At 63.0% G+C, this 15,135-nt stretch carries 8 protein-coding genes; 1 reads left to right on the top strand and 7 read right to left on the bottom strand.

Translation table 11 applies throughout. The features are described 5' to 3' along the window. Positions 1 to 36 precede the first annotated feature (36 nt). The gene (plsY, locus tag ACYVHT_RS12275; protein WP_460551890.1) at positions 37 to 684 is read right to left on the bottom strand and encodes a glycerol-3-phosphate acyltransferase; all 648 of its coding nucleotides are present in this window, start codon (positions 682 to 684) and stop codon (positions 37 to 39) included. Positions 685 to 846: 162 nt separating this feature from the next. Beyond that, positions 847 to 6,630, bottom strand: coding sequence for a hypothetical protein (locus ACYVHT_RS12270; RefSeq protein ID WP_460551887.1), 5,784 nt, complete (start codon positions 6,628 to 6,630; stop codon positions 847 to 849). Positions 6,631 to 6,959: 329 nt separating this feature from the next. Between ACYVHT_RS12270 and ACYVHT_RS12265 the strand changes: the two genes are divergently transcribed. Next, positions 6,960 to 7,994, top strand: a complete 1,035-nt coding sequence (locus ACYVHT_RS12265) for an oxidoreductase (protein WP_460551884.1) — start codon at positions 6,960 to 6,962, stop codon at positions 7,992 to 7,994. Between the two features lie 109 nt (positions 7,995 to 8,103). Here ACYVHT_RS12265 and ACYVHT_RS12260 read toward each other — a convergent pair whose 3' ends face one another. The 5 genes from ACYVHT_RS12260 to ACYVHT_RS12240 form a co-directional block, all read right to left on the bottom strand. Further along, positions 8,104 to 10,998 (bottom strand): PA14 domain-containing protein, encoded by a 2,895-nt coding sequence (locus ACYVHT_RS12260; RefSeq protein WP_460551881.1) that lies wholly within the window; start codon positions 10,996 to 10,998, stop codon positions 8,104 to 8,106. 400 nt (positions 10,999 to 11,398) lie between these two features. Beyond that, complete coding sequence (fbp, locus tag ACYVHT_RS12255; protein ID WP_460551878.1) at positions 11,399 to 12,406, bottom strand: class 1 fructose-bisphosphatase; 1,008 nt, start codon at positions 12,404 to 12,406, stop codon at positions 11,399 to 11,401. Between the two features lie 91 nt (positions 12,407 to 12,497). Beyond that, positions 12,498 to 12,962, bottom strand: a complete 465-nt coding sequence (locus ACYVHT_RS12250) for a nuclear transport factor 2 family protein (RefSeq protein WP_460551875.1) — start codon at positions 12,960 to 12,962, stop codon at positions 12,498 to 12,500. A 66-nt stretch (positions 12,963 to 13,028) separates the two neighbouring features. Further along, positions 13,029 to 14,402, bottom strand: a complete 1,374-nt coding sequence (locus ACYVHT_RS12245) for an MFS transporter (RefSeq protein WP_460551872.1) — start codon at positions 14,400 to 14,402, stop codon at positions 13,029 to 13,031. A gap of 72 nt (positions 14,403 to 14,474) precedes the next feature. Further along, entirely contained in the window at positions 14,475 to 15,131 is a 657-nt protein-coding gene (locus tag ACYVHT_RS12240) for a beta/alpha barrel domain-containing protein (RefSeq protein ID WP_460551869.1), read from the bottom strand. Positions 15,132 to 15,135 lie beyond the last annotated feature (4 nt).

Raw genomic sequence — 15,135 nt, 5'->3', positions numbered from 1 at the left:
TACAAGGGCTTATAAGAAGCTGGGTGGGTTAGGCAGCTACTTCTTCGCCCACGGCAGCGGCACCCGGCTCTCGGTGCCGCTGCGCAGGCGGCCGATGTTGGCGCGGTGGGTGTAGATGAGCAGCGCAGCCAGCCCAAAGCCCACGTACACCAGAAACGGCTGCGCCGGCCGGAACTGCGGCAGCAGCTGCAGCAGCGCGAAGCACACGCCGGCCGTCATGCTGGCCAGGCTCACGAAGCGGAACAGCAGCAGCATGATGATAAACACGCCGATGCACACGCCCACCGTGGCCGGGGCCACGCCCAGCATCATGCCCAGGATGGTGGCCACGCCCTTGCCGCCCCGAAACTGCGCAAACACCGGGTAGATGTGCCCCACCACGGCCAGCGCGCCGCAGGCCAGCCGGTAGTAGAGCTCGTGCTCGGGGGCAATGGCGCCCTGCGCCACCAGCCACTGCGGCAGGAAGTACGCGGCCACAAAGCCCTTGAGCGCGTCAACGAACAGCACGAAGCTTCCGGCCTTCGGCCCCAGCACCCGAAAGGTGTTGGTGGCGCCGGCGTTGCCGGAGCCGTGCTCCCGAATGTCGGCCAGGCCGAAGAAGCGGCGGCCCACCCACAGCGCCGTGGGAATGGAGCCGAGCAGGTAGGCGATGAGCAGGGCGAGGGCGATGTAGAGAATGTGCATGGGGTTGGGTTAGGGTAGGAATCACACAAAAGAACGTCATGCTGAGCGGAGCCGAAGCATCCCGCGCGCGGCAGTAATTAATTACTACTGCGGCAGAGATGCTTCGGCTCCGCTCAGCATGACGTTCTGAGGCGTTCGGCTTTTCGCCGGCGGCCCCCGGGCCTAGCTGTCGCCGAAGGGGTCGTTTTCGGCTTTCTTCTTTTTCTTTTCCTCCTCCTGCTTCGCTTTTTCGGCGGCTTTGGCGGCTTTTTCTTCCTCTTTTTTCAGGCGCTCGGCTTCTTTGGCAGCCTCCTTGGCCTGGCGGTCGGCTTCTTTTTTGGCGGCGGCATCATCGGCGGCAGGCGCAGCCGGCTCGGCAGTTTTGGGGGCGGGGGCTTCGGCGGCGGGCGCAGCGTCGGCCGGGGCCTTGGCCTGCTCCTTCTTCGCCTTTTCTTCGTCCTTCTTGGCCTTTTCGGCTTCCTTGGCCAAGCGGGCGGCCTCTTTCTTGGCGGCCGCGGCATCAGCCGACGACATTTCCTCGGCGGGGGGGGCTTCGGCCGGGGCCGGTTTCTTGGCCGGGGCCGGCGTGGCCACCGGCTCGGCGGCAGCATCGTCGCCGAAGGGGTCGTCGCTCTTCTTCTTCTTCTTTTTGGTGGTTTCGGGCGCGGGCTCCGGCGTGCTGCCGGGGTTGGCGCTGGCATCGGCATCGCCGAAGGCATCGTCGCCCTTACTTTTCTTCTTCTTCTTGGCAGTCGGCTCGGCAGCGGCATCCGGCGTGCTGCCGGGGTTGGCGCTGGCATCGGCATCGCCGAAGGCATCGTCGCCCTTGCCCTTTTTCTTCTTCTTGCCGTTGTCGGCGGTGTCAAACTTCTCGGCGGGCGGCGGGGCGGCGGGGCGGGCGGCCAGCTTGCCGGTCTTGCCCAGGAAATCGCGCTGGAAGTGCGAGCGGAAGGCATCCACGTCGGAGTAGTCGCCCAGGAAAACGCCGTAGCTGGACGCCGTTTCGTAGTCGCCCTTGGCCTTGCCGCCAATCTCGCCGTCGTAGGTTTCGTTCTGCGACTTCGTCAGCAGCAGGTTGTTGGCGTACTTGAGGTAGTACCAGGCCTGGGGGTCGGGCTCGAGGTAGATTTCGACCAGGTCGGTGGAGTTTTCGCGGCGGATTTCGATGTAGCCGTCAATCAGCGCGTTCATCGACTGCTTGCCCACGCCGGCAATGCCAATCTGACCCACCGAGTACCAGGCGCGCTTCTTCTCGTTCCAGCGCAGGTTCACGCGGCTCAGCACGATGGTGTGGTTGGCCAGCTTGGGGGCGGTTTTGGCCAGGGGCTCGGCCACGCCTTTGCGCATGGTGTAGGCCTCCACGCCCTTATCGCCAATGAACTGGGCCAGCTTGTACAGCTCGTTGGTGGAGCCGTCCTGAGCCTCGGGCGAGTTCTTGGTGAGCTTGGCTATTTCCAGGCCCATGGCATCCACGGCCTTGGCGGGCATGTTGATGTCGATGGCCATCAGGGCGTCGATGCTGTAGCGGGCGCTGTCGGGGTTGGCGGTGCCCACGCCGCTGCCCATCATCTTGTAGTCCTTATTGGAATTGATGAAGGACATCGGGCCGCGGAATTTCAGCGAGTTGGTGCTGTCGGCGTAGGTCATCGACGCGCCCTCGTAGGCGTTGATGTCGTCGGGGTCGGTGCGCGAGATGGTGTAGATGGCCTTGCGGTCGTCGTAGCTCAGCTTGCCATCCACCTTGAAGATGGGCACGTCGGTGGGGTTGGGCACGGTGGAGGCATAGAGCGGGTACACCTTGTTGTCCTGGTCCGACATAAACAGGCCGGTGACCAGCGGGGTGCCGTCCTCGGCCTTGATGTCCTTCAGGTTCATGCTGAAGTGCTTGGGGTCGATGGAGTCCTTCACGGGTATCCATTCGGCCAGCGCCCGGTTTTTGCCGAACTGCAGCTGCACCTGCCCATCGAAGGCGAAGCCGCGCCGCTGCGAGCTCAGCTGCACGCCGCCCCGGTAGCCGATGCGCGGCGTGAGCTTAAACTTGGCGTTGGCCTCCACGTTGGCCACGGCAATGGTGGGCGGGCCCGTGGCCGCGTCGGCATTCTCGTCGGCTTTGCGGGCCAGCAGGCCTTTTTTGCCCTTGCCTTTGCCGGCCAGCAGCGAGGTCGAGTCGGTCTGGAAGTTGGTGAACTTCAGGGCCACCGAGTCGCGGGCGGTTTTGAAGCTATACAGCGCATTGCCGCTGAAAGCCGCTTTGGACAGCACCTGCACGTTGCCGTTGTAGAGCTTGTGAAACTTGGCCAGCGAATCGAGCAGAATGCCGGCCCGCTTCAGCTGCTGAATCTTGCCGTTGCCCCCGATGGCCACCTTGCCCGAGTCGGGCAAAATCCAGGCATCGGCCGAGGCGATGTAGGGCACGCCGCCCACCTTCATCTGGTACTTGGCCAGGTCGTACACGCCCGTGGCGGCCTTGAACTTCAGGCCCAGCTGCTCGGGGTTGGTAGAGTAGAAATACGACTTGGTGGAGTCGGCTCCGGGGGCCACGCGCAGCTGCACCAGCTTTTTCTTGAAGTCCCAGCGCCCGCCGCTGAGCGTGGTTTTGAACTTGGAATACGGCAGGTCGATGCTGGCTTTGCTGCCTTCCTCGCGGGTAAAGTCGGCGTAGCCCTTCTTCAGGTCGTACTCGAAGGCCACGTCGTTGGCCGTGAGGGCGGGCTTGTTCGGCTCGGCCGATTTCACGCTGAGCGAGGCCTTCTTGCCCGAATAGCTGTCGGACTTGAAGGTGAACTCCGGCGACTTGATGTAGGACTGCGGCCCGTCGAGGCGGCCGTTGCCGCCCGCGTTTTTCGGCGTCAGCAGGGCCGTGCCCTTGAAGTTGTAGCCGGCGGCAGCCGCCTTGGTTTTGGGGTCGGTGACGGCGGCCGAGTACAGGTGAATGGGCTCGCCGGAGCGCGGCGTGGTCAGGTACATCGAGTCCTGGCGCACGTTCCAGTTCATGAGGTAGCCGGTGGGCAGGTTCATGCGCGGGATGTCCACGCCCGGCGCTTTCTTGGCCAGGATGGTCCCGGTTTTGCCCACCGTCACCACCGAGTCGCGGTAGAACACGAAGCTGTTGGAGGTGAACGTGCCGGTCTGGTAGGTGATGGTGCCGTCGGCCTGCAGGCCCTTGCCGTCCATCTTCACCTTGTTGAACACGCGGCCCCGGCCCTTGTAGAGCGGGAAGCCTTCCTTCGGCACATCATACGTAAAGCCCAGCGAGCCGTCGGGCTGCATGGTGAGCTTGGTTTTGATGTCGGGCAGAATGCCGCCGCTGCGGAACGTGCCGTCGAAACCCGCCGCCGACTTGCCGATGCCGTTGAGCGAATCGAGCTTGAACGGCGGAATGTCGAACACCATCGTGGAGTCGTAGGCGCCGCCCAGCACGTCCTGCTTGCCGAAGTACACGTTGGCCCCGCTCTTCGAGTCGAAGGACGGGTACTGCTTCATCTTTTTGCGGCCCGACTTGTTGCGCGGGTCGTTGAGGAACAGGCGGCCGGTCGAAACCTTGCCCTTGTTGGTGAGGGCAAAGTCGGCGTGCTTGCCGGTGTTTTTGCCCTTGGTGTCCTTGGCCTCGCTGCGAATCACGATGGAGTCAATCTTGGCCATGTCGACGTAAAAGCCGTCGTAGTCGAACTTGAATTCGCGGCCCTTGAAGCGCATGGCCGAAGCCACCACCGCGCCGTTGAAATTGATGTTCCGGTTTTTGCCGATGCGGATGATGGCGCTGTCCGGCTTCACAAACACGGTGGCCGAGTCGTCGGAAAAGTTGAAGCGGTCCACGCCGCGCACCAGCAGCTCGTTGGTGTTCAGGTTGAGCGTGGCGTTCTTGCCCGAGCCCGACAGCGACTTGATGGCAATGTGGTCGTAGTCCTTTTTGTCGCGGGCCGAGGCCACGTAGTGCGCGCCCTTGGGCAAGATGGTTACCTCGCCGGTCTGGGGGTTCCAGGCCACGTAGCCGTCGCGGGCCAGGCCGGCCATGTCGGAGCGCATGTTGGGCTCCGAGGTTTTCAGGTCGGTGGCCAGGTCGCTCACGGTCACGGTTTTCACGTTGCCGTGGGCCTGGGCGTAGCCCACCAGCATCTGCAGCGGGTGCAGGCGGTTGATGCTTTTCAGCTGCTGGTAGCGGGTGTTGGTGAAGAACTCCTTGCTCTCGAAGTTGGCCGAGCTCTGGTTTTTCGACGACAGCACCGCGAAATCGATGATGGGCTCGCGCAGGTTCCAGGTCAGGGCTTCGGTGCGGATGTCCATCTGGTGGTACGAGTCGCTGTAGGGCGTGTTTTTATACAGGCCTTCTTCGCGGGTAAGCTTGAGCTGCTGCTTGCCTTTCAGGTACTTGAGCTGCGCGCCGGGGTGGGTGATGGAGTCCTTGGCGCCTTCGTAGATGGTCACGGCCGCCCGGTTGGCCGTGATGAGTGAGTCGCTCAGCACATAGGCCCGCGAGGCCGCCTTGAACTTGGGCTTGCCGTCGAGGCTCACCGTAATGTTGGACAGCGAGCCATCCAGGGCCGCGCTCAGCACCTTGCCGCCGGCCATCGACAGGCCGCCCCGGTACTTGATGTTATCGCCCAGGTTCTTGATGACGGCATCGTTGGTGAGGGAGATGAAGCGCGGGTAGCCGGTGTCGGGCGCGCCGGGCTTGCGCCGCACGCTCTTGTAGCTGAGGGCGCCTTTCACGGGTGCTTCCAGCACGGCCGCGTAGGTCAGCGTCACGGGCTGGGCCGTGAATTCGGGCTTGGTAAAGTCAAAGTCGAACCCGGCCAGGTCGGCCGTCACGGGGTTGTTTTTCACGGTCCAGGCCAGCTGGCCGCCCGTGGCGATGAAGCGACTGGTATTGGGCACCACGGTGCCGCTCACCTTTTTCAGCACCACCGAGTCGCCGGCCGTGGACATAAACAGGTCGGCATCCTTCACCACAATCACCGCGCCCCGGGCGGGCGGGGCCAGGTAGTCGTCGTACGTAGCCGCCGGCGTGAACGAGGCCGCGGGCGCATCGAAATCCGACGACTTAGCCACCGGCTCGGCAGCCGTGGCGGGCGCGGCAGCGCCGGGCGTGGCTTTGGCAGGGGTTTTGGCGGCCGTGGCGGCCGGCTTTTTGGCGGGCGCTTTCTTTTTCACGGGCGCGCCCCAGCCGTCGTCATCGCCCCAGCCCCCGCCCGAGGGCGACGACCACAGGTCGGCGGTGTCCCAGCCGCTGCTGCTGGCTTTTTTCTTGGGGGCCGGCTTGGGGGCGGGCTTGGCAGCGGCCGGCTTGGCGGCTACCGGTTTTTTGGCCACCGGCTTGGGCGCGGCGGGCAGGGGCTCTTCCTTGGGCGCGGGCGCCGGGGCTCCAAAGTCGAAGTTGCCGGCCGGGGCCGCAATAGGCGAATAGGCAAACGAAACCGTGCCGCCCGCGGCCCGCAGCGAGTTGTAGCCCGAGCGGTAGAGGTAGCCGCCGTTCAGGAAGCGGTTGGTGCTCACAATGAACTTCTCGGTTTCCTGCGGGGCTTCCTTGTCCAGGGTCTGGCCCAGCACGTCGAGGAACTGGTCCATCTGCGCGTCGCTGAGTTTGGCCACCGTGGCCCCGCTCACAATGCTGCCAAACAGCAGCTCGAAGTGCGGGCGCGGCTTAAATTTCTTGGCCAGCATGGTTTGCGACAGCGCCACGATGCGGGCCTGCTGCGAGCTGGTGAGGCGGTTGGAGCCCCACAGCTCTTTCAGGCGGGCCGCCACGGCCTTGGCGTTGGCGTTGTTGGTGCTGGCCATCATGGCCTGCACGTCCGTCATGTACTGGGCGGGGTCGGTAGAAAGCTTGCCGGGCTGATAGCGCGGCGGAGCCGCGGCACCAGGCGCGGCGGCGGGAGTTCCGGTCGGCCTGGTCTGGGCCTGCGCCGCCGGCAACGGACTCAGCAACAAGCCCAGCCAGGCGGTGAATAGAACAGCTATTTGCTTCATAGAAGGTAGTGATACTGGAATGCTGGCGCGCTGTGCGAGCCACGGGCCGCCCCCGATTATGTAAATATTGCCTTATCCTGCCGGGCCGGGCGCTGCGCATCATCAAAACGACACGAAACGCCCCCTCCGGCTGCTTTCCCAACACCAACACCAAACACGAAAAATAGTGACCGGCCCGAGGCTGAAAAACCCGGTACAAGTTAAGCACAATCGAAAAAGCAATTTGCCAAAGCCCATCAAAACCGCTACCCACCGCCTCATTTTCACCCATTCCCCAGCCGTTGTGCCCCTCCGGCAGTAGGTTTGCGCCTCCACCTTATGCCTTTTCCATGACTCCCTCCCCTCCCATTCGCACTGCGCTGCTGGCCTACGGCATGTCGGGCAAATTATTTCAGGCCCCCTTTCTGGCGGCGCACCCCGGCTTCGGGCTGGAGGCCGTGGTGGAGCGCACCGAGCAGCGCATGCACCACGACTACCCCGGCATTCGCAGCTACCCCAGCGTGGCCGACATGCTGGCCGAGCCCGGCATTGAGCTGGTGGTGGTGAACACGCCCAGCTTCACCCACTTCGACCTGGCCAGCCAGGCCCTGCGCGCCGGCAAGCACGTGCTGCTCGAAAAACCCGTGGCCACTTCCGCCGCCCAGTGGCAGGAGCTGGTGGCGCTGGCCCGGCAGCAGGGCCGCCACCTGCTGGCCTACCAAAACCGCCGGTGGGACAGCGACTTTGCCGCCGTGCGCCGCGTGGTGGAAAGCGGCCAGCTGGGCCGGCTCATCGAAGTGCACATCCGCTTCGACCGGTACAAGCCGGCCCTCAACCCCAAAAAGTTCAAGGAAGACCCCAACCCCGGCGCGGGCCTGCTCTACGACCTGGGCCCGCACATTCTCGACCAGGCCATCAGCCTGTTTGGCCGGCCGCTCAGCGCCCACAAGGTGGTGGGCCAGAACCGTCCCAACTCCCGGGTCGATGACTTTTTTTCGCTGCACCTGAGCTACCCGCACGGCCTCGGCGTGTGGCTCACCGGCAGCCTGCTGGTGGCCGCGCCCGGCCCGGCCTACGTGCTGCACGGCACCCAGGGCAGCTACCAGAAAGGCCGCACCGATGTGCAGGAAGCCCAATTGCAGCAAGGCATCTCGCCCCTCGCCCCCGAATACGGCCGCGAACAGCCCGGCCAGGAAGGCCGCCTCACCCTGGCCGGCCCCGACGGCACGCTTGTCACTACTGCCGACCCGGCCGCCCCCGGCGACTACATGGGCCTGTTCGAAGCCGTGTTCCAGGCCATCCGGCACAACGTGCCCTACCCCATCAGCAGCGAGCAGCTGCTGTGGCAAAACGAGTTGCTGGAAAGCCCGGCGGCCGGCGCTTAGGGTGCCACCACACCAAAAAGCGCCCCCCGGCCTATTGCTTCTGCTCATCACATCAGAGGCAATAGGTCGGGGGGCGCTTTTTCATCGCCGGACTATCCCGGCAGCCCGCTTATCTGCTAAGCATCAGCTTTTGCGTCAGCACGTTCTGAGCCGTCACCAGCTTCAGAATGTAGAGGCCTGAGCTTAGCCCCTGAGCATCTACCGTGAAGCGCGGCGAAACGCCCGCCTCGCTGGTGCCCGTGAAGAGCTGGCGCACCAGCTTGCCCTGTACATCATACACGGCCAGGCTCACGGGGCCGGCATTGGTCAGGCTAAACTGCACCGAAGCCTGCTGCGAGAACGGATTTGGCGCAACCATCAATTCGGTCGCAGTGCTGCCGACCGTTGCTACCGGTGCAGCGCTGGTGCCATTGATGCCACGGCTGGCCGCCACGGGCACGAAGGGCGAGAGCTGGGTGCCGGGGATGGGCTCCTGGGCTACGCCGCTGGGCAGGCGCCAGGCCACGGCCACGAAGCCCGCGCCCCAGGCCTGCTTGTGGCGGGCCTCGATGTAGTAGCGCGTGCCGGCCTGCAGCGTAATAGCCGCCGACTGCTGGCTGGCGTAGCGGTAGAAGTCGTGGGGCGAAGCAATCCAGCTGCTGCAGCTGGCAATGCGCACGGCGTGGGCCGGGTCGGCGTCGGGGCTCAGCCAGAGCTCGGCCGCGTCATCGCCGGCCACATAGAAGGTGTAGGCCCCGCTTTGCGGCGGGCACACATAGCCCCGCAGCCGTGCCCCGTAGTTGAAGCCGTAAGTATCGAAGGCTTCCAGCTGCGTCAGGGCGGCGCTGCTGCTCACCGTGGCAGTCAGGGGAATATCGGCAATGGCGGAGCCCGATACGCCGGTCCACTGCTCGCGCAGCAGCGAGCCGGTGGCCGAGCAGGTGGCGGCCGGCGGGGTCACCACCGCTACGGGCACGAAGGGTGAGAGCTGGGCGCCGGGGATGGGCTCCTGGGCCACGCCGCTGGGCAGGCGCCAGGCCACGGCCACGAAGCCCGCGCCCCAGGCCTGCTTGTGGCGGGCCTCGATGTAGTAGCGCGTGCCGGCCTGCAGCGTAATGGCCGCCGACTGCTGGCTGGCGTAGCGGTAGAAGTCGTGGGGCGAAGCAATCCAGCTGCTGCAGCTGGCAATGCGCACGGCGTGGGCCGGGTCGGCGTCGGGGCTCAGCCAGAGCTCGGCCGCGTCATCGCCGGCCACATAGAAGGTGTAGGCCCCGCTTTGCGGCGGGCACACGTAGCCCCGCAACCGCGCTCCGTAGTTGTAGCCGGTATTGGTGGTTTGCTCAAACGAGGTGAGGGCGGCGCTGCTGCTGGGCGTGGTGGCCAGCATGATGTCGGCCACCGATGAACCATTCACGTTGTCCCACTGCTCGCGCAGCAGCGTGCCGGTAGCGGTGCAGGTGTTAGTCGAAGCCGACACATCGGCCCTGAAGAACGAAGGCGTTTCCGTCAGAGCCAGGCCCGCAGACGGTATCGACACCTTGGTGCCGGTCTGCGCATAGTTCCACTCGTAGCGGTTCACGTTGCTCATGTTGAGCGACGCCGGGAAGCTGTAGGTGCCCGTGGCCTGCTCCAGATTATCAACCAGCGCCTTTGCCCAGAGCACGTACACGTAATCGCCGTTTTTGCTGAAGGCTCCGCCGTCGAGGTTGGCCGGCAGGTTCAGGGCGGCCGTGCGGGCCGCGTCGTATTTATAGTCGTAGAGCAGCAGCGACGTGGTGGCAAAAGCCTTGCCGGCCGGCACCAGGTTGGCCGTGGCCGGCGTGGCATTGGCCAGGTTCTCGTACAGGCCCATGAGGGAGATTTCATCGCCCCACGATACGTTGGCGGTCACGGCCGGGGCATCTATCATCTCGGCCAGGCCGAAGTAATAGAACTGCTTCACGTCGTTTTTCTGCGTGAGCACCAAGGCTTTGATGCCGAAGTTGCGCTGCATCTCGTCGGTGCCGGTGCGGTCTTCGCTGGTGCGCCGGGCCACGTTCGACTCGTTGAGCGTGATGTACTTGGCCGGGTGCAGGGTACCATCGTAGTGGTACTTGGTGAGCACGGCCTGCATGTCGTTTTTCAGCTCAATGACCTTGTTGGCTGCGTAATCCGAAGTACGGGTGTAGCGGAAGCCGTTGATGGAATTATCCCAGTAGTGCAGGAAATAGTTGGGGTAGGCATGGTAGCTCACCACGTCGAAATACGCCCCGCCTTTGGCCGGATACTGCGCCGTCACGGCTCCGGCAGTGGGCTCGTCGGTGTAGCGCATCAGGGCATCCACGTATTCGGTGTAGCCCGCGCCTACCGTCACGTAAGCCTCGGGATGATAATGCTTAATTACCTCATAGCTAATGCGCAGCATCCGGATGTAGTAATAGAACGGGGCCTGCGTATTGGCCTGCTCGGCGGCCGTGGGGGCCCGCGTCAGCCAGGGCGTGGCGCTGGCACCGTTGGCAAAGTCGGGCTCGTTCATCACCTCCCAGAAACGCACCTTGTCGCCATACACCTGCAGCAGCTGGTAGAGGTAGTAAGCGTAGTAATTGTTCTGGTTCACGGTTCCGTCGGGGTTCCAGATGGGCTCGTACATGTGAGCAAACATTTTGGAAGGCTCCGTGCAGCCGGGGTAGGTGGTAAAGTCGCGGTGGGCCGGAATGGGGTCGCCAATGAAGCAGCTCATTTCGCTCATGCCCAGCGTATTGACGTAGGTATTGAACGTAGAAAGCCGGGCATTGTAGCCGTAATACTCTACCAGCCACTCGGGCAGCGAGGGCCGCAGCGAGTGCCCGCCCGCCTGGTGCAGGAGGCCCGCCAGGCTTTCATCGTTCCAGTTGGTGCCGTGGTAGCCCATATTGGCCCCAAACTGAAACGACTCGGTGTAGGGCCGCACATACGTGTCGGCCGTTTGCTGGGCCGCTGCGGCAAAGCCCGAAAAACACAGCCAGGCCAGCAGTAGCCGGGCCGTGATGGAATAAAAACGTTTCATAAAAAGTATGATTGATAACACAGGCAAAAAACAGGACGGTAAGGGCACAGATTGTACACTACCATCTTTTCCAACCTAAAAAAACCTTTGAATAATCAAACTTACCAACAAATAGCATTATATCCAAAAAAGATAGATAATTATTTCAAAAACCATATTTCAGCAATAACTCACAGTGCATTGCCCGGTAAATTCCCGGCCAGGCAGCACAAGCCCACCTTATATAGCTTGTCCGCCTTTCTTCGCGGACTGCTAATCCGGCGCCCCTGCCGAAGGGGCACCTCCAAACGCAAACCGGCGCTGCGCACGGCCGGGAATACCAGCCGCGCGCAGCGCCAATTCATTGCAATAAGCCTATCCGGCCCTTGGTTCCGCTCGCGGCCCGGCCACGGGCCGGGCCTTACAGCGCCGCTACGGCCTGCAGCTCCTTCACCAAATCGGCGGAGCCCACGTAGAGCGGCGCCAGCTGATGCAGGTCGGCGTTGGGCTGCACGTCGAGCACCACGTCGGCCCCGGTTACGGCCACGCCCCCGGCCTGCTCAATGAGAAATGCCAGCGGGAAGCATTCGTACAGCAGCCGCAGCCGGCCGGCCGGCTTGTCCGTCGTGGGCGGATACAGGCAGATGCCGCCCGTGAAAAGCGTGCGATGATAGTCGGCCACGAGCGAGCCCACGTAGCGGGCCGTCATGCGGCGCTCTTTGCAGGTGGTCAGAAAACCCCGCGCAAACTCCGGGTAATCAAACCAGTAGCCTTCGTTGCAGGAAAATATTGAACCGCGGCTGGCTATCCTGATTTCGGGATGCGACAGAAAAAACTCGCCCAGCGAATTTTCATACGTGAAGCCCGCCACCCCGTGGCCGGTAGTGTACACCAGCATGGTGCTGGCCCCGTACAGGATGTAGCCGGCTGCCACCTGCGCCCGGCCGCCCTGCAAAAAATCTTCCTTGCGGGCCGGCCCGCCAATGCGCGACACGCGCCGGTAGATGCTGAACAGCGTCCCGATGCTTGCATTCACATCGATGCTGCTGCTGCCATCGAGTGGGTCGATGGCTACCACGTACTTGCCCTGGTTATTGCCGGTGTTTACGATGTCGACGCTTTCTTCCGAAAGCACGGCGCAGGCCTCGCGCCCATTGGTGAGGGCCCGCAGGAAGCGGATATGCGCCTCTACATCAAGCTTTTGCGGAGCTTCTCCCTGGGCGCTTTGCTCGCCCATGCTGCCGGTGATGCGCGAGAGGCCGGCGCGGTTCACTTCGCGGTTCACGATTTTGCCGGCCAGGGCAATGTCGCGCAGCAGCTGGCTTAGCTCGCCGGTAGCATATGGAAACTCGGCCTGCTTGCGCATGATGTAGCGCTCCAGGGTGGTGCCAACCGGGGTAGCCAGCTTGTTTTCGGTGGTGGGGGTCATGTTTCAGTTAGCGGTTAACAGTGAGCGGTTAACAATTAGAGGTTTGTTAGCGATGGAAGGTTAACTGCTCACTGTTAACTGCTAATTATAATCAGGAGGCCTGCTTCTGGGCTTGCCATAGCACCACCTGCCAGCCTTTTTTCTTGTCTTTGATTTGCACCACCACGTATTTCATGTGGGCCACGCTGGTGCTGCCGTCGGGCTTCACGGGCGAGGTGATGAAGATGCTGCCGTTCACCACGGCCGTCCTGCCGTCGTTGTACACGCGCACGTTCAGCGTTTCTACCTCGATTTTACCGTACTGGCTTTTGCCGTCCCGAATGCTCTGAATGTATTCCGCCTTGTTGTTCTGGTGGCCGTCGCCGTGGGTGTACACGAGGTCGTCGGCAAAGGCTTTTTCCAGAAAGGCATAGTCCTTTTTCACCTGGGCCTCGAAGCGTTGTTTTTCCAGCCCTTCAATCTCTTTTTCAATCGGTTGCATCTTTGAGGCAGCTTGGGCAAAAGTCAGCAGCGGCAGGGCCAGCGCGAAGGCCAGCAGAAAAGCAAGTTTTTTCACTTGGGTCGGCGATGAAAGAGAAAGGAAAACCAGAGCAAGCTCCGCGCCCGGCGCGGAGCCTGGTGGCTAGCGAATGTCGTCTTCGTCGAGCGTGATGGGCTCCATGCGGGGCACCAAGGCAAACATAATTGCCCACGCCACCAGATACGCCGCGCCGCAAATGAAGAACATGATGTAGTAAGCCTTTTGAATCTGCCCGATGCCTTCGAAATAAACGAACATCCGCTTCTGCACCAGCGCCGTGAGGGCAATGCCGCCCAGGCCGCCGGCCATGCCGCCGATACCCGTGACCGAGCCCACGGCGCGCTTCGGGAACATGTCCGACACGGTGGTGAAGATGTTGGCGCTCCAGGCCTGGTGGGCCGCCGCCGCAATGCCGATGACCAGCACGGCCAGCCACATGTTCAGGCTGCCCAGCCACTGCGCAAACACAATCGGAAACACGCAGCAGGCAATGACCAGCATGGCCTTCTTGCGGGCCTGAAAGGCGGGCATACCCCGGCGCATGAAGCCCAGCGGCAGGTAGCCCCCGCCGATGCTGCCGATGCTCGACAGAATGTAGACAGTGGCGGTGGGCAGCGCCAGCTGCGTGGTTGTCAACTTATACTGCTTGCCCAGGAAATCGGGCAGCCAGAACAGGTAGAACCACCAGATGGGGTCGGTCAGGAACTTGCCCAGCACGAAGGCCCAGGTTTGGCGGTAGCCGAGCAGCGTGGCCCAGGAGGCTTTGGGCTTTTCCTCTACCACGCCCTCGGAGGGCAGGCCGGCCGGAATGTCGGCGTTGATGTAGTCAAATTCTGCTTTGCTCAGGCGCTTGCTGTCGGCCGGCGTCTCATAGATGAACATCCACAGCACCAGCCACACAAAGCCCAGCGCCCCGGTAATCACAAACGCCCACTGCCAGCCGTAGTGCGCGGCGATGAAGGGAACCGTAAGCGGTGCCACGATGGCCCCCACGTTGGCCCCCGAGTTGAAGATACCCGTTGCCAATGCCCGCTCCCGCTGCGGAAACCACTCGGCTATCGTCTTGATGGCCGAGGGAAAATTGCCGGCCTCCATCACCCCCAGTGCCCCCCGGGCCACGCTGAAGCTCAGGGTGCCGGTCGTCAGGGCATGGGCCATGGCGGCTATGCTCCACAGGCTGGTTGCCACGGCGTAGCCCAGCTTGGTACCCAGCTTGTCGATAACGCGCCCCACGCCCGCCATGCCCAGGGCGTAAGCCACTTTAAAGGTCAGCTCAATATTGGCATAGTCCGCCACGCCCCAGCCGAACGCCTTTTCCAGGTCGGGCTTGAGGTAAGAAATAACGGCCCGGTCGAGGTAGTTAATCGTGGTGGCGAAAAATACCAGCCCGCAAATGGTCCAGCGGTACTTGCCGATGGCGGCATTGGCCGTGGCCAGCGGCGACGCAGGCGGTGATTGGGTGGGAGTCGGGGTCATCTAGTTCGGGAAGTTTAAGGCGGAAAGTACAGCCGTAGCGGGTGGGCAGGTGCCACCCGCTACGGCTGCTCATTATTTCTTGAGGGTATCCACAAACTGCATCAGCGCACGAATGCTGGCGGCCAGGGCATCGGTATCATCGGCGTTTTTGAACAGCTGCGAGCCCATGCCTACCGCATTCACGCCGGCGCCAAACCAGGCGCTGACGCTGGCTTCGGTGGGCTCCACGCCGCCCGTCACCATAAGCTTGATGTGGGGCATGGGGCCGCGCAGGGCCTTCACATAATCGGGCCCGACGATGTTGCCGGGGAAGATTTTCACCACCGCCGCGCCCATCTGGCTGGCCTGGTAAATCTCGGTGGGCGTGAGCGCACCGGGCAGCCACGGAACGTCGTGGGCGCGGCAGACCTCGGCTACTTCGGCCGTGGCGCAGGGCTGCACCACAAACGCCGCCCCCGCGGCAATGAACTGCTCGGCCTGCTCGGCCGTGAACAGCGTGCCGATGCCGAGCACCATATCGGGACAGTTTTCCTGCGCGAATGCCTGCAGCTCGCTGAACACGGCCAGGGCATTTTCGCCCCGGTTCGTGAATTCAAACACCCGGATACCACCATTGTAGCACGCCTGCAGCATGCGCTGGGCGTAAGCCGCATCGGCGTGGTAAAACACCGGCACTACCGGGTAGCGCAACAGAGTGGCAAGGGTATCGGAGGCAATGAGTTGGGTCATATTA

Source organism: Hymenobacter daeguensis (assembly GCF_054780555.1).
This window is presented reverse-complemented; position numbering and strand designations above follow the sequence as displayed.

Excerpts from the sequence above, each read along its gene's own strand:
- plsY (WP_460551890.1), bottom strand. The coding sequence starts at position 684 with ATGCACATTCTCTACATCGCCCTCGCCCTGCTCATCGCCTACCTGCTC.
- ACYVHT_RS12270 (WP_460551887.1), bottom strand. The coding sequence starts at position 6,630 with ATGAAGCAAATAGCTGTTCTATTCACCGCCTGGCTGGGCTTGTTGCTG.
- ACYVHT_RS12265 (WP_460551884.1), top strand. The coding sequence starts at position 6,960 with ATGACTCCCTCCCCTCCCATTCGCACTGCGCTGCTGGCCTACGGCATG.
- ACYVHT_RS12260 (WP_460551881.1), bottom strand. The coding sequence starts at position 10,998 with ATGAAACGTTTTTATTCCATCACGGCCCGGCTACTGCTGGCCTGGCTG.
- fbp (WP_460551878.1), bottom strand. The coding sequence starts at position 12,406 with ATGACCCCCACCACCGAAAACAAGCTGGCTACCCCGGTTGGCACCACC.
- ACYVHT_RS12245 (WP_460551872.1), bottom strand. The coding sequence starts at position 14,402 with ATGACCCCGACTCCCACCCAATCACCGCCTGCGTCGCCGCTGGCCACG.
- ACYVHT_RS12240 (WP_460551869.1), bottom strand. The coding sequence starts at position 15,131 with ATGACCCAACTCATTGCCTCCGATACCCTTGCCACTCTGTTGCGCTAC.